The sequence below is a fragment of the Enterobacter sp. R4-368 genome (assembly GCF_000410515.1).
Classification (GTDB): Bacteria; Pseudomonadota; Gammaproteobacteria; order Enterobacterales; family Enterobacteriaceae; genus Kosakonia.
The window spans coordinates 2,012,897-2,033,139 of sequence record NC_021500.1; the positions used below are offsets into that span (position 1 = coordinate 2,012,897).

The following is a 20,243-nucleotide window of genomic DNA, read 5'->3' on the forward strand; positions in this document are numbered from 1 at the left end:
ATCGGGTAAAAAAAACCGGTACGTTGCCGCACCGGTTATGACATGTTGGTAGAAGTCAGATAGCGACAGGCGCTTTGATGGCCGGATGCGGATCGTAGCCTTCGATTTCGAAGTCTTCGAAACGGTAGTCAAAAAGCGACTCAGGTTTACGTTTGATAACCAGTTTCGGCAGCGCGCGCGGTTCACGGCTTAATTGCAGACGCGTTTGTTCCAGGTGATTGCTGTAAAGGTGGGTGTCGCCGCCGGTCCAAACAAAATCGCCCGGTTGCAGATCGCACTGCTGAGCCATCATATGCACCAGCAGCGCATAGCTGGCGATGTTAAACGGCAGACCAAGGAACACGTCGCAGGAGCGTTGGTAGAGCTGGCAGGAGAGCTTGCCGTCCGCCACGTAGAACTGGAAGAACGCGTGGCAAGGGGCCAGCGCCATTTTGTCCAGCTCACCTACGTTCCATGCGGAGACAATAATGCGGCGTGAATCCGGGTCGTTTTTCAGCTGGTTAATCACTGTAGTGATCTGGTCGATATGGCGGCCGTCAGGCGTAGGCCACGCGCGCCACTGCTTGCCGTAAACCGGGCCAAGATTGCCCTCTTCATCGGCCCATTCGTCCCAGATGGTGACTTTGTTTTCGCGCAGATAGGCAATATTGGTGTCGCCCTGCAGGAACCACAGCAGCTCATGAATAATTGAACGCAAATGGCAGCGCTTGGTGGTCACCAGCGGAAAGCCGTCCTGCAGATTAAAACGCATCTGATGGCCAAAAATAGACAGCGTGCCTGTCCCGGTGCGGTCGTTTTTCGGGGTGCCTTCATTCAGCACCTTTTGCATCAATTCTAAATACTGTTTCATGGTTCCTCAGGAAACGTGTTGCGGCGAACGATGGCGGTACGCCCAAATCATCATGATTGCGCCTGCAACGATCATCGGAATGGAGAGGATCTGCCCCATGCTGATGTATTGCACCCACTCGCCGGTAAACTGCGCGTCGGGCTGGCGGAAGAACTCAACGATGATACGGAACGCGCCGTAGCCAATCAGGAACAAGCCGGAGACCGCGCCCGTCGGGCGAGGTTTGCGAATAAACAAGTTAAGGATGATAAACAGCACAATGCCTTCCAGCGCCAGCTCGTAAAGCTGAGACATATGGCGCGGCAACATGCCGTAAGTATCAAAAAGCGATTGCCACTCCGGATGTGAAGGCAGCAGCGCCATATCTTCCGCGCGTGAGCCAGGGAACAGCATGGTATAGGGGAATGACGGATCAACACGTCCCCACAGCTCACCGTTGATAAAGTTACCCAGGCGCCCTGCGCCAAGGCCAAACGGGATCAGCGGCGCAATAAAATCAGAAACCTGGAAGAAGCTGCGTTTGGTGCGTCTGGCGAAGATAATCATCACCACAATCACGCCAATCAAACCGCCGTGGAAAGACATGCCCCCGTCCCATACGCGGAACAGATAAAGCGGATCGTCCAGGAAAACCGGGAAGTTGTAGAACAGCACATAACCGAGACGGCCGCCGAGGAAAACACCGAGAAAGCCCGCATAAAGCAGGTTTTCAACTTCGTTTTTTGTCCAGCCACTGCCCGGACGATTCGCCCGGCGCGTTGCCAGCCACATCGCAAAAACGAAGCCCACCAGGTACATTAATCCGTACCAGTGGAGAGAAACCGGTCCAATGGAGAAAATCACCGGTTCAAAGTCCGGAAAATGCAGATAGCCACTGTTCATCTGTCACCACAACTTGTTGTTATTCCGCCGAAAGTGGACAGCGGTTCACCTACGCGACCGCAATTGCTGGCCGCTCCAAAGCTGCGAATCATAGCATAAGGCACCGCGAGCGGGTGGCGGCGAAGTTGTAAAAGTTATGTATATCCCTGAGCCAGCTAAATTCCGCCGCGAATCAGGCCGCCCAGCCCACGGCGTTCCATAAATGCGGCAATTTGATGACGCACTTCTGTCGCCAGTTGCGCATCCAGCGTACGTCTCGCCAGCGTTTGCGCCTCTTCACAGTCAATGCGCCGCAGCAAATATTTAATGCGCGCTACTGAGCGTCCGTTCATGGAAAGATGGCGGTATCCCAGACCAATAAGCACGGCGACGCACATCGGATCACCGGCCATTTCGCCGCACAAACGGATATCAATGCCTAAGCGTTCTGCTTCACTGGCAATCATCGCCAGCGCCCGCAGCACCGCCGGGTGCAAGCTGTCGTACATATTTGCTACACGGGTATTGTTACGATCGACGGCCAGGATGTATTGCGTCAGGTCGTTGGTGCCAACCGAGATAAAATCGACGCGGTTCGCCAGGTGCGACAACATAAACACCATTGACGGCACTTCCAGCATCACCCCGATACGCGGTTTAGGAATGGCGTAACCAATCATCTCTTCGACTTCACGACCGGCGCGTTCAATCAGTCTGCGCGCTTCATCGATTTCGTCGATGCTGGTGATCATCGGCAACAGAATGCTGAGATTCCCGGTAGCCGCATTGGCACGCAGCATGGCGCGCACCTGCACCAGGAAGATTTCCGGCTGATCGAGGGTAATCCGAATACCGCGCCAGCCAAGGCAGGGGTTCTCTTCGCTGATGGGCATATAGGGCAGTTGCTTATCCGCGCCGACATCCAGCGTACGCAGCGTCACGGGCTTGTCGTTAAACATCTGCAACATGCCCTGGTATTGCGCCACCTGTTCCTCTTCGGACGGGAAACCACTTTGCAACATAAACGGGATTTCGGTGCGATAAAGCCCAATACCGTCAATGCGGCTACCCAGTTTCTCTTCATGTTCCGGGCTTAAACCCGCGTTCAGCATCACCTTCACCCGCTCGCCGCTTTTAAGCTGCGCGGCCAGGTTCACATCATCTTCGGCAAGGCGGCTGAGTTCATTCTCTTCACTGATAAGGCGCTGGTATTCCTGCAACAGCACCGGTTCAGGATCCACCAACAACTCGCCGCGATAACCGTCCACCACCAACATGCGACGTTGCAGCACGGCGGGCTGGATATCTGCCCCCATTACCGTCGGGATGCCAAGCGCACGCACCATAATTGCCGCATGCGAGTTTGACGCGCCATCGCGCACCACCACGCCCGCCAGCCTGTCGTGCGGCAGCTCTGCAAGTGTGGTGGCGGAGAGTTCCTCGGCAACCAGGATAAAGCGCTCCGGCCAGCTGTTTGGCCCCGAAATAGAGTCATCGAGGTGGAATAACAAACGCTGGCCCAGCGTGCGCAAATCCCCTGAACGCTCTTTCAGGTAGCCATCGCTGAGCGCAGCGAACTGTTCGGCAAAACGTTCAATAACCGTTTTGACCGCCCATTCCGCCACCACGCCTCTATCGACTTCCTCAAACAGATCACGGCGCAGGCGCGCGTCGGAAAGCAGGTGCGAATAGAGGTCGAAAATTGCTGCCGTCTCTTTTTGCGCCCCGGCGGCGAAACGTTTGCTGTAACGGCGAAATTCGTTGGCGGCCTCTTCCAGAGCCGCCGTGAGCCTTTCGCGCTCAAGCGAGGTATCAAGCGTCGAAGCCGGATAAACCTGCTCCATTAACGGCAGCGTTTCATCAACCCAACCTTCAGCGATAGCAACACCAGGTGCTGCCGGTAAGGCGCGAATTCGCGTCTGCCGATACTGGCCAAACAGCGCGTTTAATTGTGACTGGGAGAGAATGGCCGCCATCTGGGTGGCGAGCGTAACCAGAAAGGACTCTTCGCTTTCATCGTACTGGCGTAGCTCACGCTGTTGTACCACCAGCACACCAAGCAACTGGCGGCGCTGAATAATAGGTACGCCAAGAAAAGCGCGAAAGCGCTCTTCTTTAACAGCGGGAATATATTTAAAACTGGGGTGTTTTTGTGCATCCGCCAGGTTGATGGGTTCCGCCAGCCTGCCTACCAGACCGACAATCCCCTGATCGAATGCGAGCGTGACGGTGCGACCACGCGGCTTTTTTAAACCGCGCGTCGCCATCAGGTAATAACAACGCCGGTCGTGATCTGCGAGATAGACCGAGCACACTTCGGTTTCCATCGCCAGACAAACGTCGGTAACCAATATTTCCAGCGCTTCATTAAGGCGTGGCGCGCTGGCGACTTTCTCAACTATTTCTCGCAGTCGGGTGAGCATAATATGGGTGGCTTAACCTCGTTTACGTCGCCAGGCAGGCGCGCTTTGCGGCTTCGGAGGCGTTTCCTGAAGCGACATCACCGCGCTTGCAAACTCTTTCATCACCCGCCGGTAGACATCGCGTTTAAACGACACTACCTGGCGAACAGGATACCAGTAGCTCACCCAACGCCAGCCATCAAATTCGGGCGTACTACTGGTCTGCATGTTGATCTCACTGTCGTTACCTATCAACTGCAAAAGAAACCATTTTTGTTTCTGGCCGATACAAACCGGCTTTGTGTCCCAACGCACCAAACGTTTCGGTAACTTGTAACGCAACCAGTTACGCGTAGAAGCAAGGATACGAACATCTTTACGACTTAAGCCTACTTCCTCGAACAGTTCCCGGTACATTGCTTGTTCCGGGGACTCGCCAGGGTTAATACCCCCCTGGGGGAACTGCCATGAGTGCTGTCCAAAGCGTCTGGCCCACATGACCTGACCTTGTCGATTACAGATTACGATTCCCACATTTGGGCGGTAGCCATCGTCATCAATCACCGGACTACCTCAAAAAAAGTCTGAATAAAGCGATTGTTTCACACTCCCGGAAAACGGTAAACCACTCTATGACAGGGATACGAACGAATAACATTTGAATAACTCACAGTAATCATCAAAGTTATAAACAGAAAGCGATGCTGACGACGGTTTTTATTCACCTTTTCTGTGGATAGAGTTGTGAAAAAGTATGGAATTACCCAGGGAAAACCCGGAACAGTCTGAATAGCCCCGATTTACATCAAAGAAATAACATACAGCAATTCATGCAGTTAAATAGCTTTTCAACCGATAACAGCCCCATAATGTGACGATCATCACCTTAAGGATCCTGGCGCTGATGAAAGATCGAACAGAGCCGAATTTATCCACAGATTATGCCAATAAGTTAGGCACATTTTGTGCAGAATTTCGATTTTCATCGCACGTCAAGGCTGTAAATCGAAACAGTAGTGGCACTTTTCCCCAGTTATCCCACTTTTCTGTGGATAACATGGTGTAAGATCCTGTTTATTGTCAGTGACCAGATTTGGAAAACCCGGCGCACAGTTGCGCAACTCATCAAAACCCTCGTTAAATTCCTTTATAAATCATCTATTTGCTCACGAAGGACAGAAAAAGGTACACTGCCTGGCTACAGTGCAAAACTAGCGGTTATTTTTTAGACAAAAGGTTTTTAACATGTTCGCGTTGGCTCCTTTCACTTCACCGCCTGAATCAGAAGCGCAATTGCTGGCCCAGGCGCAGCGCCTGGCGGGCTACACGCTCGGCGAACTGGCCACGCTGGCAGGCTTGCCCGTTCCGCGCGATTTAAAGCGTGATAAAGGCTGGACGGGGGTTCTGCTGGAGCTGTGGCTCGGCGCCAGCGCAGGCAGTAAGCCCGAGCAGGATTTTGCCGCGCTGGGCGTTGAGCTAAAAACCATACCGGTGGATAACCAGGGACGCCCGCTGGAGACCACGTTTGTTTGCGTGGCCCCTCTTACCGGCAACAGTGGTGTCGTGTGGGAAACCAGCCATGTGCGGCATAAGCTCAAGCGCGTCTTATGGATTCCGATTGAAGGTTCACGCGAGATCCCGGTGGCGGATCGCCGCGTCGGTTCGCCGTTGCTCTGGAGTCCCAATGCAGAAGAAGAACAGCAGTTACGGCTCGACTGGGAAGAGTTGATGGACTTGATTGTGTTAGGCCAGGTCACCCGCATTACCGCCCGTCACGGCGAAGTGCTGCAACTGCGCCCGAAGGCGGCCAACAGTAAAGCGCTAACCGAAGCCATTGGCGAACATGGCGAAACCATTCTCACGCTGCCGCGCGGTTTTTACCTGAAAAAGAACTTCACCGGCGCACTGCTGGCGCGCCATTTTTTGCTCTCACCCTATTAATTTTTTGCCTACTCCACAGCGACGCTTATAATTAGCGCTTCTTTTTTTGGCAGGACTTTATAGAGATGTTATTTGCATGGATTACCGATCCCAACGCCTGGCTCGCGCTCGGTACGCTGACGCTGCTGGAGATCGTTTTAGGGATCGACAATATTATTTTCCTCTCTCTGGTGGTCGCGAAACTGCCTACCGCGCAGCGTAATCACGCTCGTCGGTTAGGTCTGGCTGCGGCAATGATCATGCGGCTGTTACTGCTGGCATCCATTGCCTGGGTGACAAGGCTGACACATCCGCTGTTCAGCGTGTTTGATCATAGTGTTTCCGCCCGCGATTTGATCTTGTTCCTCGGTGGTCTGTTCCTTATCTGGAAAGCGAGTAAAGAGATCCACGAATCGATCGAAGGCGAAGAGGAAGGATTGAAGACCAATGTGCATTCGTTCTTTGGCGCGATTGTGCAGATTATGCTGCTGGATATTATCTTCAGTCTCGACTCGGTGATCACCGCGGTGGGGCTATCCGATCATCTGTTCATTATGATGGCGGCAGTGGTTATCGCCGTTGGCGTGATGATGTTTGCCGCGCGTCCGATTGGCGAGTTTGTTGACCGCCACCCGTCGGTCAAAATGCTGGCGCTGTCGTTTTTGATCCTCGTTGGCTTTACGCTGATTCTGGAAAGCGTCTCCATTCATGTACCGAAAGGTTATATCTACTTCGCCATGTTCTTCTCCATCGCGGTTGAAACGCTCAACCTGATGCGAAATAAGAAGAATCCGCTGTAAACAAAACGCTTCCTCAACCGGGGAAGCGTTTTTTATCTTTGATCTGCCTTTAACAACTTTTTTCAGATTATCCTGCTTTTTCGTCTCCAGACAGCAAGTTATTACTAAACTTGTTGTCAGACGCATGCCACCAGAGGATCAGAATGATGAAGAAATGGGCAGTGATTATTTCCGCAGTGGGGTTGGCTTTCGCCGTTTCCGGATGCAGCAGTGATTACGTGATGGCGACAAAAGACGGCAGGATGATCCTGACCGACGGTAAACCGGAAATTGACGATGATACCGGGCTGGTCAGCTACCGCGATCAGCAGGGCAATAAGATGCAGATTAACCGCGATGACGTATCCCAGATTATTGAACGCTAAGAAATTGCTATAAAGGTCAGTCACCTGCTGGCCTTTATTTGATTTTTCTCTTTCCCTTTTTCCTCCCCTCTGCCATGTTTATATTCCTTTGTCAGGTCAACTGACGTTGTACTTTTAAGGAAGCCGGCTATGCAGTATCACCGTATCCCCCACAGTTCGCTTGAAATAAGCACCCTGGGGCTGGGCACTATGACGTTTGGTGAACAAAACAGCGAAGCCGACGCCCATGCACAGCTCGATTACGCCGTCAGCCAGGGCATCAACCTGATTGACGTTGCAGAGATGTACCCTGTTCCGCCACGTCCGGAAACGCAGGGTTTGACGGAAACCTATGTCGGCAACTGGCTGGCGAAACGCGGCAACCGTGAAAAACTGGTTATCGCCTCCAAAGTCAGCGGCCCAAGCCGTAACAACGACAGCGGTATTCGCCCGAACCAGGCGCTGGATCGCAAAAACATCCGCGTGGCACTGGACGATAGCTTAAAGCGCCTGCAAACCGATTATCTCGATCTTTACCAGGTACACTGGCCGCAGCGCCCGACCAACTGCTTTGGCAAGCTGGGTTACAGCTGGGTTGATAGCGCGCCGGTCGTGACGCTACTGGAAACACTGGAGGCGCTGACCGAGTGCCAGCGCGCCGGGAAAATCCGCTATATCGGCGTTTCCAACGAAACGGCGTTTGGCGTGATGCGTTATCTGCAACTGGCCGAGAAGCATGAACTGCCACGCATCGTGACAATTCAGAATCCGTACAGCCTGTTAAACCGCAGCTTTGAAGTGGGTCTGGCGGAAGTGAGCCAGTATGAAGGCGTCGAGCTGCTCGCATACTCCTGCCTGGCGTTTGGGACGCTAACCGGCAAATATCTCAACGGAGCGAAACCCGCTGGCGCGCGCAACACGCTGTTTAGCCGCTTTACGCGTTACAGCGGTGAGCAGGCGCAAAAAGCGGTCGCGGCGTATGTGGATATTGCGAAGCGCCACAATCTGGATCCGGCGCAAATGGCGCTGGCTTTCGTGCGGCGTCAGCCCTTCGTCGCCAGCACCCTGCTGGGCGCGACGACGATGGAACAACTGAAAACCAACGTGGAAAGTTTGCATCTCGATCTCAGCGCAGAGGTGCTTGCTGAGATCGAAGCGGTGCATCAGGTTTACACCTACCCCGCACCGTAACGGTTAACGGCGGCGCTGCCAGATCCACAGCGCCGCAATCGCCAGCGCAAAAATCACGCCAAAGCCAACGCCGGTGCCAATTACCGGCACACCCGCTTTCACCGCCAGCGAGTACAGACCGAGCATCAGCAGCATGGCCATGTTTTCGCCGAGGTTCTGCACCGCAATCGCGTTACCCGCGCCAACGGATTCTTTGCCAATGGCTTGCAACAGCGCATTCAGCGGCACCACAAAGAAACCGCCCAACATGCCGATCAACATCAGTACGCCGTAGGCTGGCAGTAACGCGTGTTGCAAGGAAAACAGCACCACCGCCACGCCAATGAGAATGCCGGCAGGCATACATCGCGCCACGGTTTCCAGCGTCACCAGCTTCGCCGCCAGCCCGGCACCGGCAACAATCCCCACGGCGACCATCGCGTTAAGATACGTTGGTGTCGCGTTATCGGTGATCCCGAGCGCCACCGGCACCCACAGCACCAACAGGAAACGCAGCGTCACGCCCGCGCCCCAGAACAGGCTGGTGCCAACCAGTGAGAAGCGCGTTTCACCGTTGCGCCACAGGCTTTTACAGGCGTTGAAGAAGCTGGATGTCATCGGTGTAAAGCGCCAGGATTGCCCCGGACGCGCAGCAGGCAACTTCGGGATCAGCAGATTGGCGATCACCGCTCCGGCATACACCAACGCACAAACAGCAAGCGCCGCCAACACATGCCAGTCGGCCAGCACACCGCCAGCCATCGAGCCGAGTAAAATGGCGGCAATGGTCGACGACTCCATCAGACCATTCGCTTTCACCAGCTTATCGCCGGTCGTGATTTCGCCAAGGATGCCGTACTTCGCCGGGGAATAGGCTGCCGCGCCCACACCTACCAGTAAATAGCCAACAAAGGGATTGATGCCGACGCAAATACTCGCCGCGCCAATCAGTTTCAGGCCGTTGGCAAACATCATCACCCGCCCCTTGGCGAAGCTGTCGGCGACCTGCCCGACAAAGGGCGCGAAAAGAATGTAAGCGCCCACAAACACCATCTGCAAAATCGGCTGGCTCCAGTCGGGATAAAACTCCGCTTTCAGCAGCGCCAGCGTGGCAAACAGCAGCGCGTTGTCGCCAAACGCCGAGAGAAATTGCGCGGCAATCACCGCCATCATCCCGCGCGACCACAGCGAGGAGTTAGTGCTTACTGACTCATGCATGTGTCGATTCCGCCTCTTCAATCATGCTTTTCAGGGTCACAAAATCAGGTTTGCCGCTGCCCAGCACCGGCAGTTGTTTCAGGAAGCGAATATCGCGCGGCACGGCAAGCTCCGGCACGCCCTGCGCCCGCGCCTGCTGTTGCAGCTTATCGCGCGTCAGTTCGCTGTCGGTGGTGAACATCACCAGCGCCTCGCCTTTGCTGGCATCGCTCTTGACCACCGTAGCGTGCAGTTTCTCCGGCGACACCGCCAGCGCCAGTTGTTCGACAATCTCCAGCGAGATCATCTCCCCGGCGATTTTGGCAAAACGCTTCGCCCGCCCCTGAATCTGCACAAAGCCCTGCTCATCAAAACGCACGATATCGCCGGTGTCATACCAGCCCGCTTCCATGTCGCCATTGATATTTTCCGCGGCTGGCGCTTCCAGCACGCCAGGGTTTTCCACCCGCAGATAGCCGGTCATCACGTTGGGTCCTTTTAATTGCAGGCGGCCGCCGTCTTCAATACCCGGTACTGCCATTAAACGTGCATCCATCCCCGGTAAGATCCGCCCGACAGTGCCGGGTTTTGCCGCCATCGGTACGTTGATGGAAACCACTGGCGCGCACTCGGTCACGCCGTAACCTTCGAGAATGCGCAGGCCGAATTTGTCCTGCCACAACTGACGGGTACTGTCCTGCAATTTTTCAGCACCGGCAACCACATAGCGCAAGCGGAAGAAATCATACGGGTTGGCGAAACGTGCATAGTTACCAAGGAACGTCGAGGTGCCAAACAGCACGGTGCAGTTACGGTCATACACCAGTTCAGGAACAATGCGGTAGTGCAGCGGGCTCGGGTAAAGAAACACCTCCGCGCCGGTGAATAACGGAGTGAGTAACCCCACCGTTAAGCCAAACGAGTGGAACAGCGGCAGCGCCGACATAAAGCGGTCGTTGGCGGTGAAATCCGCGATGGTTTTGATTTGCTCAACATTCGCCAGCAGGCTTTTATGGCTATGCACCACCCCCTTCGGATTGCCCTCAGAACCGGAGGTGAAGAGGATCAGCGCCGGGTCTTCCGGTTTTTGCGGCAGCTGCGCTTTTAATGGCGTCAGCAGATGGCGGAAAATCCACAGTTTGTCTTCCCAGGTGACATCACCTTTCAGATCTTCCAGGTACACCCAGCGCACCTGCGTGAGCTGCTCCGGCAGGTGCCACAGCTTGCCTTTATCCATAAACGTACGGGATGTGAAGATGGTTTTGATCTGCGCCGCCGTAATCGCACTACTCAACCCTTTGACACCGGCGGTGTAGTTCATCATCGCCGGGATGCGCGCACGCGCAATCGCGCCGAAAATCACCGCCGCGCTGATCCCGGCGTTTGGCAGCATCAGGCCGATTTTCTCGCCCGGCGCGCTGTATTTATCCAGAATACGGGCAACAAACAGCGATTTAGTCAGCAGCTTGCGGTAGCTATCCGGGGTGAAATTGATGTCTTCAACACAGTGCTTATTGGCGCCATAGCGATACTGCGCAGAAAGCAACGCTTCGAACAGAGTTTCACGCGGACGCACGGCCATGCGCGCTTCCATCATGATTTGATGCAGCATTTCGCCCGCCAGCTTGCGACGGTCACGCGCACGCGGCGCATCCGGCATCGGTAAATGCGTAGGGGGCAGGATATGCAAAGTAATACGCGGGAACAGGCGCTGCTTGACCAGCCCTTTCAGGCGGCTGAAGTAGGTTAGCTCCGCGCCATCGATACGCAGTGGAACCACCGTCGCGCCCGATTTTGCCGCCACGAACCCCGCACCGTCGTAAATTTTCATCAGTGATCCGGAAACCGAAATGCGCCCTTCCGGGAAAATCACTACCGGACGTCCCTGTTCCACCAGCCGAACCAGGTGTTTAATCGACATCGGCTTGGTCGGGTCCAGCGGGACAAAATCAATAATCGAGCTTATCCAGCGCATGTACCACTGGGTGCTGATGGAGGTGTAGACCGCGAAAACCGGGCGTACTGGCAGAAATAACGCCAGCAAAATGCCATCAATAAAAGAGACATGGTTAGGGGTAATAAGCACACGTTCGCCGTGCAGCGCCTGCGTGTTGCCGGTCAGTTGTACGCGAAACAACACACGGAACAGGCCGCGGAAAAAGCCCAGTAGCATTTCAACTCCTTTTGCCAGTAAATTAAGGACGTTATCAAATTGTGGCAGATTACATGAGAAGTGCGGCGGGTTAAAACGCGGGCGAAAAAAAACCTGCGCGTCCGCGCAGGTTGGTGCAAGAAATGAGTACGAAAAGCGTACCGAATAAATCACCAATCAATACCTCTGGGACCTTGATTGTCGCGTGCAGCACCGCGCCTCACCAGCGGGAAAAAGCAAGAGAGTGAGCCGAAGTGAAACGAGGTGTGTCCATTAGCGATTACTGTTACAGACTTAAGGTAAAAAAAAACCTGCGCATCTGCGCAGGTTGGTGTAATTCGAGTGTGCAACCCTGGGGGCCGCGTTCACCTATCAATACCTCTGGGAGTTCTACTCTGTCACGGGGGGATATCTGCCACCAGCGGACAATCGAAACAGCCCTTCGCAAAGTGTAACTAAAGGTTGTGCCTGAATTACTTTGCAATTTCCCGCGTGTAACGGTTTCACTGATTTCCTTCGCGTCAGCTCACGTTTGCAGACACCTGCCGGGTAGCTTCCTTGATTACACATCTCTTTTCCGTAACACTATGCAGCGTGTAAACGCTTACCCAAAGGAAGGTGCGTAATGGCGACTATCAAAGATGTCGCGCGGCTGGCAGGAGTTTCGGTCGCAACGGTTTCCCGCGTGATTAACGACTCGCCAAAAGCGAGCGAGTCCTCGCGCCTGGCGGTGCAAAGCGCAATGGATGCGCTCAATTATCACCCGAATGCCAATGCCCGCGCGCTGGCGCAGCAGTCCACCGAAACCGTAGGTCTGGTGGTGGGCGACGTGTCCGATCCCTTCTTCGGCGCGATGGTAAAGGCTGTCGAGCAAGTCGCCTCGGCTACCGGGAATTTCCTGCTGATTGGCAACGGCTACCATAACGAAGAGAAAGAGCGCAAAGCCATTGAGCAACTGATTCGCCACCGTTGCGCGGCGCTGGTCGTTCACGCCAAAACCCTTCCTGACGATGAACTCGCCTCGCTGATGAAACAGATGCCGGGCATGGTGTTAATCAACCGCATTTTGCCGGGGTTTGAACAACGCTGTGTGGCGCTGGATGACCGTTATGGTGCCTGGCTGGCTACGCGCCATTTGATCCAGCAAGGCCACACGAAAATTGGTTACCTCTGCTCCAACCACGCGATTTCTGATGCGGAAGATCGCTTGCAGGGCTATTACGATGCGCTGAAAGAGAACGGTTTGCCCTGCAACGACCGGCTGGTGACGTTTGCCGAGCCGGATGAGAGCGGCGGTGAACAGGCGATGACCGAGCTGCTCGGTCGCGGGCGTAACTTTACCGCCGTCGCCTGTTATAACGATTCGATGGCCGCAGGTGCTATGGGCGTGCTGAATGACAACGGCATTGAGGTGCCGCGTGAGATTTCCCTGATTGGTTTCGATGATGTGCTGGTGTCGCGCTATGTCCGCCCGCGCTTAACCACCGTGCGCTACCCGATTGTCACCATGGCAACACAGGCCGCCGAGCTGGCGCTGGCGCTGGCGGAAAACCGCCCGCTGCCGGAAATCACGCACCTGTTTAACCCAACGCTGGTGCGTCGTCATTCGGTGATTGCGCCGCAAGAGTAGCGATAGAGGTGCACGGTCTTGTCCGGATAGTCGAGACCGTCGCCAATATAGTGCCAGCCAAAACGCTCATAAAAATCGCGACACGCCGAATAAAGATGCAGCTCCTGAAAACCCATCGCTTTCGCCTGCTCGATAACATGGCGCTGTAACTGCCCGGCCAACCCCTGCCCACGAGCGCTCTCTTTCACATACAGCGCCGCCAGCCACGGGAACAGATCCTGGCGGCTGATTAAATCGCAGCGCCACAGCCCAACGGTGCCCAGCAGTTGCTCCCCATCAACCAGAACAAACGTCAGCGGCAACTGCCCGGGCGTCTGGCTGTGCGTGATAATAGAGGCGAAGAAATCACGCGGCAGCGAGTCGCCAAACTCGTGCCATAACCAGTCCACCACCTGCTCTGCAAAGTGTGGCGCGTCGTAAAGGGGAATAATGTTCATACGATCTTTCCCTGAAAAATCGGCACGGATTCAAACAGGTAGCCGTCAAAATCAGGCGCATCCTCGTCGGAAAGCTCCAGCAGGCTCTTTTTGACATTTTCCAGATGCTGCCACATCGCCTGCCAGGCTCCCATCACATCGCGGCGACGTAGCGCCGCCAGCAGGGTCTGCCGGTCGCCTAACCATTTCAGGCGATAGGGCCGGCTGGCAATATGCACGTTGAATTGTTGCCACAGCGGGCTGCTGTCCATGTGGTGCCAGATACTCTCCACCGTCGCCAGCAGCATCTGGTTTTGCGATGCGCCCGCCAGCACCAGGTGGAACATTTTGCTGTTGTCCTGCGAGGTGTCGTTCATCGCGATGGCGCGCTGCTCTTGCTCAAGAATGCGCCGAAGATTATCGATATCCGCGCGCGTCGCCATTTTGGCGGCAAAGGCAGCGATATTGCTCTCCAGCAGCTGGCGCGCCTGTAAAATCTCAAACGGGCCAACATCGCTACTCAGAAAGCGCTCCTCTTCGTTCTCGTGCTCCTGCGGAATACGCATCACATAGACGCCGGAGCCCTGGCGAATATCTACCGTGCCTTGCAGTTCAAGCATCAACAGCGCTTCACGCACGATGGTGCGGCTAACGCCATATTTTTCGGCGATATTGCGCTCCGGCGGCAGGCGGGAACCCACGGGGTAATGCCCCCGGATTATCTGCTCGCGTAAATCTTCGCCAATCTCCTGGTACTGTTTTTTTTCCGGCGGGACGACGGCCTTCTCCACAATATCACCTGCAAGTCTGAGTTATCGCGCAGGCCGGGCGCCCCGGCCTGTCGGCGCTATCTTACCAAAGCCAGCGCCTGATCGAGAACTTTCGCGCCGTTTAAGGTGCCATAAGCCACCGAATCGATCACATCAATCGGAATGCCGTATTCGTCAGTTAACTTTTTATTTTCCGCCAGTTTAAAGCGCACCTGCGGCCCCAGCAGCACGGCGGTTATCTCGGTGGCATAACTTTGCAGCTCGTCGCGCAGGGATTGCTCGGCAATGGCGTAGATCTTCAGCTCAAGACCGCGCTCGGCCGCCGCTTTTTCCATTTTGGTCACCACCAGCGATGTGGACATCCCGGCGGAGCAGCACAACACAATACGTTTCATGGTGGCTCCTTATTTCCATTCGTCATCAATAGTCAGGGTAAGCTGGCGTTCGTCGCGCAGCTTGCGAAACCAGCCGGCAGACTTTTTCGGCCTGCGGTCGCGGTTGTTTTGCAGGTCAATCTCAATCAGGCCATAGCGGTTTTTAAACGCATTCATTGGCGAGACGTTATCGGTAAACGCCCACAACATGTAACCCTGGCAGTTCGCGCCCGCTTCTCTGGCGCGCAGCGTCTGGTATAAATGCGCGGCAATAAAATCAATGCGGTAATCATCCTCAATGGTGCCCGCCGCGTTGCGAAACTGCCCTTCGTTCTCAATGCCCATGCCGCTTTCGGCAACAAACCACGGAATGTTGCCGTAGTCGTTTTTGATGCGCATCGCCATGTCATAAATGATCTCCGGCAGGATCTCCCAGCCGCGAGATTTGTTCATTTTTCTGCCCGGCAACTCAAACGGCTCGTAGTAGTACGCCGGGTGGAAAGGTGTCTCCGGGTGCCAGGCACGGGAAGGCGCTTTTACCCGGTGCGGGTAGTAAAGGTTAATGCCCAGCTCATCCACAGTGTTATCGCGGATGATCGCCAGCTCTTCCTCGCTGTAATCCCACGCGACCTGGTGTTTTTCCAGCAACAGGAACAGCTCCGGTGGATAGTGACCTTTCACCATCGGATCAAGAAAAACACGGTTATAAAAAAGATCGTAGCGTTCGGCGGCCAGCACATCGTGCGGCGCGCGCGAGCGCGGATAGGTGACTTCCGGGTTGAGAATACAGCCCACAGTGCCCTGATAACCCTTCTCACGAAACAGTTTCACCACTTTCGCGGTGGCCAGGTTTTTGTGGTGATTCCACTGCATCCAGGTACCGGTGTTCTGCTCATAAGGCCAGCGCAGCGCGTCAAGGTAGACACGGGTTTGCACCACAATTGGCTCGTTGAAGGTGAACCAGCGGGTCACTTTTTGATGAAAGCGCTCAAACACTTTTTCGACATACAACAGGTACAGCTCAACCACTTTTTTTGACGCCCAGCCGCCGTAGGTTTCCAGCAAATAACCCGGCAGTTCGTAATGTTCCAGGCAGATCATCGGCACAATGCCGTGGCGCTGCATCTCGTCAAACAGTTCGTCGTAATAGGCGGCATAGCGTTCATCGACCACGCCGTTTTCATAATCGGTGAGAAAGCGTGACCAGTTGATCGAGGTGCGATAGTGGGTTAGCCCCGCCTGTTTCATCAGTTGCACATCTTCACGAAAGCGCTGGTAAAAGTTGGTCGCCACCGCCGGACCGTAGCCGTCGTGCCAGACGTGACGATCGTTTTTGTACCAGAGATCGGGCCAGGAATCCTGGCCCTCCCGCTTGTCTATCCAGCCTTCGGTTTGCCAGGCTGAGGCCGCCGCGCCCAGAATAAACGACGGCGGTATCGCAATTGTTTTCGTGCTCATTACATCCTCAGGCGTTGTTCGTCGCTTCGGCTTGCAGTTGCGCTTGTTCGGCGCGGCGAGAAGCAATTTTCACAAACGGCAGATAGATAATGACGGAGGTGATAATGCAGATAAGCTGCGTCACTACCGCGCCCATTGAACCGGCAGTCGACAGCCAGGCGTTGATCAACGGCGGCGTCGTCCACGGCACCATCACCACCGCTTTGCCGGCAAAACCGGTCACCGTGGCGAAATAACCGATCGAGCCGGTCACCAGCGGAGTGATGATGAACGGGATCGCGAGGATCGGGTTGAGCATGATCGGCATACCGAAAATCACCGGCTCGTTAATATTAAATACCCCCGGCCCGATAGAGAGTTTGGCGATCTCTTTCATCTCTTTGCGTTTGGTAGCGATCATCACCGCGATCAGCAGACCGATGGTTAAACCCGAGCCGCCGATACTCATATAAACATCCCAGAACGGCATGGTGATGATGTTCGGCACCTCTTTGCCCTGCTCAAAGGCGCTCATATTGACGGTGATCGCGCCCAGCAGCAGCGGTTCGCGGATAGGCTTAATCATCTGGTTGCCGTGAATACCGATCACCCAGAATAGTTGCGCCACAAACATCAGCAATAAAATGCCCGGCAGGCTTTGTACCACGCGTTCCAGCGGCTGCTGCACTACCTGGTAAACGGCGTCATACAGGTACATGCCGGTCACCTGGTGGAAAACAAAACCGAAGGTGGCAATCACGGTGGTGGTGATGATCGCCGGGATCAGCGCGGAAAACGACGCGGAGACGTTAGGCGGCACGGTGTCCGGCATTTTGATCTTCAGCCCGTCGCGGTTTTCCAGCCAGCAGTAAATTTCCACCGACAAAATAGCGATAAACATGCCGAGGAACAGACTACGGGTATCGGAGAACTGGCGCAGCAACACGTCTTTCACCACGTGCATTTGCCCGTCTACCAGCATTTCCACGGTGGTTGGTGTGACGCAGATAAAGCAGATCACCGCCAGCAAACCAGGAAACAGCGTCTTAATGCCGTTGATACGCCCCAGTTCAATACCGATTAAGAACACCGCGCCAATGTTGAGAAAGTTGAGCGTGGCGTAGTTAATCGCGCTGGTGATCGGCTTTAGCGCGGCAAGGAATGAGAGTGACTGGAAGCTGGCGAGGCCGTTTTTCGGATCCAGCACCATGTTGGAGATCAGGACGGAGAATGCGCCGACGATGATCACCGGCATCAGGGTAATGAACGAGGCTTTGATCGCCATGATATAGCGATAGCTGTTGAACTTTGTCGCAAAACTACCCAGAGAATCGATGAGCTTTTCTTGTAGGGCCATGAGTTAACACCTCAGTAAAGGGGCTTTTTTATCGATGCAGGGATACAGCACAGTCCCATTTGGCATACCAAAAATAGCGATGCGTGGCGGAAAGTTCTGTGACGAGACTCGCAACCCGCTTACTGGTATTCCAAAACGAGACGGATGACAACATTGGCATACCACCTTGCGCTTCGCAGGGATTTCCAACACTTAGCGCAAACCGTTACCGCTGGCCTTAACCCGTGAAATGAGTGTGGTAAACTGCGTTTCATTACGCGAAACGAGAACTCGTCATGGTCACAATGCTGGATGTCTCACTGCGCGCGGGCGTTTCGAAAGCAACGGTTTCCCGCGTGTTGAATGGTACGGGTCAGGTCAAAGAGAGCACCCGCAATCAGGTTTTTAAGGCGATGGAAGAGCTGGATTATCGCCCCAACTTTCTTGCCCGCTCGCTGGCAAACCGCACCAGCAACAGCATTGGCCTGGTGGTGTCCAGTTTTGACGGTTTCTATTTCGGCCGCTTATTGCAGCAGGCGTCGCGTCAGGCGGAATTACACGGCAAACAGCTGATTGTCACCGACGGTCACGATACGCCCGAACGGGAAGAGCTGGCGGTGCAGATGCTGGCGGACAGGCGTTGCGACGCCATTATTCTTTACACCCGGTTTATGAGCGAAAAAGCGATCTTAACGCTCATTGACGCCACGCCAATGCCGCTGATTGTCATCAACCGCGAGCTGTTCCAGGCGCATGACAAATGCGTGTTCTTCGAGCAGCAGGACGCGGCGTTCCAGGCGGTGGATTACCTGATCACACAACACCACCGGGATATTGCCTGTATTACCGCGCCGATCCACACACCAACCGGTAAAGCGCGGCTGATGGGCTATCGCAAGGCGCTGGAAAAACACGGCATTCCCTGGGATCCGCACAGAGTGAAGTACGGCGACTCGACCATGACGCGCGGGTATGAGCTGTGCCAGCAGATGTTGCAGGAAGGGGTGAAATTCAGCGCCCTGTTCGCCTGTAACGACGATATGGCGCTGGGTGCCTCAAAGGCCATCTGGCAGGCGGGTTTGCGTATTCCGCAGGATATTTCGCTGTTCGGCTTTGATGACGCACCAAGCGCTCGCTGGCTGGAGCCGGGCCTGTCGACGGTCTATTTGCCGATCGACAACATGATCACCACCGCGATTGATCAGGCGATCAAACTGGTGAACAACGAACAGATCGCCGCGATCCCACCGTTTACCGGCACACTGGTCTTGCGTGAGTCGGTAGCGGCGGGACCGGGCAGCAAGGCTTAGAACTGCTCCAGACCGATCAGTTCTTCGATGGTCTGGCGGCGGCGAATCAACCGCGCGACGCCGTTATCGAACAACACTTCCGGCAGCAGCGGGCGGCTATTGTAGTTTGATGACATCGATGCGCCATACGCGCCGGTGTCATGCAGCACCAGATAATCCCCGGCTTTTACTTCCGGCAGCGCGCGGGTTTCCACTTTCCCGCCCTCCTGCTGGGTAAAGACATCCCCGGATTCGCACAGCGGGCCGGCAACCACGGTATCAATCAATGGCGCATGGCGAAGATCGCGGCCGTCGGCGGCCAGCGCCGTAATGTGGTGGTAGCTGCCGTACATTGCCGGGCGCATCAGATCGTTAAAACCGGCGTCGATCAGCACAAAGTGGCGGCTGCCCATGTTTTTCACGCTACGCACTTGTGAAACCAGCACGCCAGATTCCGCCACCAGGAAGCGCCCCGGTTCGATCTCCAGTTTCACCGCATGCCCCAGATGTTTGGCGATTTGCTCACGCGCCGCATTCCACAGCCCGTAATAATGCGCGGTATCCACCGGCTCTTCCCCTTCGTGATAGGGGATCGACAAACCGCCACCCGCGGAAATAGCATGCAGATCCTGGCCGAAATCGACCACCTGGCGCACCATCGCCCCGCACACCTGCTCGAGATGACCATAATCCACGCCGGAACCGATATGCATATGAATGCCCGCGAGTTTCAACTGGTAGCGCCGCATTACCGCCAGCGCATCGGCCAGATCGCTGTACCAGATGCCATGCTTGCTGTTTTCGCCGCCGGTGTTGGTTTTCTGGCTGTGACCATGACCAAAACCAGGGTTAACGCGTAACCAGACGCGATGACCAGGCGAGACCGCGCCAAGCTGTTCCAGCATATCCACCGAACCGGCGTTCACTGCGATACCCAGTTCGCTCACCCGCGCGATGGTCGCCTCGTCCAGCACATCGGCGGTAAAAACGATATCGTCCGGGTGCGTTTGCGGATCGTAACCCGCTGCCAGCGCACGTTCGATCTCACCGAGCGAAACGGAATCGACTTTCACACCCTGCTCGCGCATCAGACGCAAAATATGAATATTCGAGCAGGCTTTTTGCGCAAAGCGCACCACGTCGAAGGCGCGCAGTTTGGCGATTTGCGCGCGAATGATTTGCGCGTCATAAACCCATACCGGACAGCCAAATTCAGCAGGTAAGCGCAGCAGATTAGCGGCGTTAAGGTCGGTTTCAGTCTGGTGTAATGAGCGTGGCATGGTGACTCCGGGCAA

Annotated in this window: 18 protein-coding genes; 6 read left to right on the forward strand and 12 right to left on the reverse strand. The window is 55.1% G+C overall.

The features are described 5' to 3' along the window. Window positions 1-55 precede the first annotated feature (55 nt). From thyA to rppH, 4 genes are all read right to left on the reverse strand, one after another. Window positions 56-850, reverse strand: a complete 795-nt coding sequence (thyA, locus tag H650_RS09485; RefSeq protein WP_020455052.1) for a thymidylate synthase — start codon at window positions 848-850, stop codon at window positions 56-58. A gap of 6 nt (window positions 851-856) precedes the next feature. Then, a complete protein-coding gene (gene lgt, locus H650_RS09490; protein ID WP_020455053.1) occupies window positions 857-1,732 on the reverse strand; it encodes a prolipoprotein diacylglyceryl transferase in 876 nt (291 codons plus the stop codon). A gap of 155 nt (window positions 1,733-1,887) precedes the next feature. Then, a complete protein-coding gene (ptsP, locus tag H650_RS09495) occupies window positions 1,888-4,134 on the reverse strand; it encodes a phosphoenolpyruvate--protein phosphotransferase (RefSeq protein ID WP_020455054.1) in 2,247 nt (748 codons plus the stop codon). A gap of 12 nt (window positions 4,135-4,146) precedes the next feature. Next, complete coding sequence (gene rppH / locus H650_RS09500; protein WP_017457684.1) at window positions 4,147-4,677, reverse strand: RNA pyrophosphohydrolase; 531 nt, start codon at window positions 4,675-4,677, stop codon at window positions 4,147-4,149. 681 nt (window positions 4,678-5,358) lie between these two features. Here rppH and mutH point away from each other — a divergent pair. The 4 genes from mutH (at window position 5,359) to H650_RS09520 (ending at window position 8,368) form a co-directional block, all read left to right on the forward strand. Beyond that, complete coding sequence (mutH, locus tag H650_RS09505) at window positions 5,359-6,054, forward strand: DNA mismatch repair endonuclease MutH (RefSeq protein WP_020455056.1); 696 nt, start codon at window positions 5,359-5,361, stop codon at window positions 6,052-6,054. A gap of 65 nt (window positions 6,055-6,119) precedes the next feature. Further along, window positions 6,120-6,833: a TerC family protein gene (locus tag H650_RS09510; protein ID WP_020455057.1), complete on the forward strand. Its 714-nt coding sequence runs from the start codon at window positions 6,120-6,122 to the stop codon at window positions 6,831-6,833. A gap of 146 nt (window positions 6,834-6,979) precedes the next feature. Further along, window positions 6,980-7,198, forward strand: a complete 219-nt coding sequence (ygdR, locus tag H650_RS09515) for a lipoprotein YgdR (RefSeq protein WP_007370351.1) — start codon at window positions 6,980-6,982, stop codon at window positions 7,196-7,198. Window positions 7,199-7,327: 129 nt separating this feature from the next. Beyond that, on the forward strand, window positions 7,328-8,368 hold the full coding sequence (locus H650_RS09520; RefSeq protein ID WP_020455058.1) for an NADP(H)-dependent aldo-keto reductase: 1,041 nt from the start codon (window positions 7,328-7,330) through the stop codon (window positions 8,366-8,368). 3 nt (window positions 8,369-8,371) lie between these two features. Here H650_RS09520 and lplT read toward each other — a convergent pair whose 3' ends face one another. Both lplT and aas read right to left on the reverse strand, forming a co-directional pair. Further along, window positions 8,372-9,565, reverse strand: a complete 1,194-nt coding sequence (gene lplT, locus H650_RS09525) for a lysophospholipid transporter LplT (RefSeq protein WP_020455059.1) — start codon at window positions 9,563-9,565, stop codon at window positions 8,372-8,374. Further along, window positions 9,558-11,717: a bifunctional acyl-ACP--phospholipid O-acyltransferase/long-chain-fatty-acid--ACP ligase gene (gene aas, locus H650_RS09530; RefSeq protein WP_044489722.1), complete on the reverse strand. Its 2,160-nt coding sequence runs from the start codon at window positions 11,715-11,717 to the stop codon at window positions 9,558-9,560. Before aas ends, lplT begins: the two co-directional genes overlap by 8 nt. Window positions 11,718-12,321: 604 nt before the next feature. Here aas and galR point away from each other — a divergent pair. Then, window positions 12,322-13,326, forward strand: coding sequence for an HTH-type transcriptional regulator GalR (gene galR, locus H650_RS09535; protein ID WP_020455061.1), 1,005 nt, complete (start codon window positions 12,322-12,324; stop codon window positions 13,324-13,326). Here galR and H650_RS09540 read toward each other — a convergent pair. From H650_RS09540 to H650_RS09560, 5 genes are read right to left on the reverse strand one after another with little or no spacing between them, the layout of a single operon-like run. Further along, window positions 13,299-13,763, reverse strand: a complete 465-nt coding sequence (locus H650_RS09540; protein ID WP_020455062.1) for a GNAT family N-acetyltransferase — start codon at window positions 13,761-13,763, stop codon at window positions 13,299-13,301. The two genes, galR and H650_RS09540, sit on opposite strands and share 28 nt — an antisense overlap. Beyond that, window positions 13,760-14,533 (reverse strand): GntR family transcriptional regulator, encoded by a 774-nt coding sequence (locus H650_RS09545; protein WP_020455063.1) that lies wholly within the window; start codon window positions 14,531-14,533, stop codon window positions 13,760-13,762. Before H650_RS09545 ends, H650_RS09540 begins: the two co-directional genes overlap by 4 nt. A gap of 56 nt (window positions 14,534-14,589) precedes the next feature. After that, window positions 14,590-14,907, reverse strand: a complete 318-nt coding sequence (locus tag H650_RS09550) for a PTS sugar transporter subunit IIB (protein ID WP_020455064.1) — start codon at window positions 14,905-14,907, stop codon at window positions 14,590-14,592. Between the two features lie 9 nt (window positions 14,908-14,916). Next, a complete protein-coding gene (locus H650_RS09555) occupies window positions 14,917-16,344 on the reverse strand; it encodes a glycoside hydrolase family 1 protein (RefSeq protein WP_020455065.1) in 1,428 nt (475 codons plus the stop codon). 7 nt (window positions 16,345-16,351) lie between these two features. Further along, on the reverse strand, window positions 16,352-17,680 hold the full coding sequence (locus tag H650_RS09560; protein WP_017457673.1) for a PTS sugar transporter subunit IIC: 1,329 nt from the start codon (window positions 17,678-17,680) through the stop codon (window positions 16,352-16,354). A gap of 284 nt (window positions 17,681-17,964) precedes the next feature. Here H650_RS09560 and H650_RS09565 point away from each other — a divergent pair, with 284 nt between their 5' ends. Then, a complete protein-coding gene (locus tag H650_RS09565) occupies window positions 17,965-18,969 on the forward strand; it encodes a LacI family DNA-binding transcriptional regulator (RefSeq protein ID WP_174240592.1) in 1,005 nt (334 codons plus the stop codon). On the opposite strand, the gene lysA is transcribed toward H650_RS09565, so the two are convergent. Continuing rightward, window positions 18,966-20,228 (reverse strand): diaminopimelate decarboxylase, encoded by a 1,263-nt coding sequence (lysA, locus tag H650_RS09570; protein ID WP_020455067.1) that lies wholly within the window; start codon window positions 20,226-20,228, stop codon window positions 18,966-18,968. The two genes, H650_RS09565 and lysA, sit on opposite strands and share 4 nt — an antisense overlap. Window positions 20,229-20,243 lie beyond the last annotated feature (15 nt).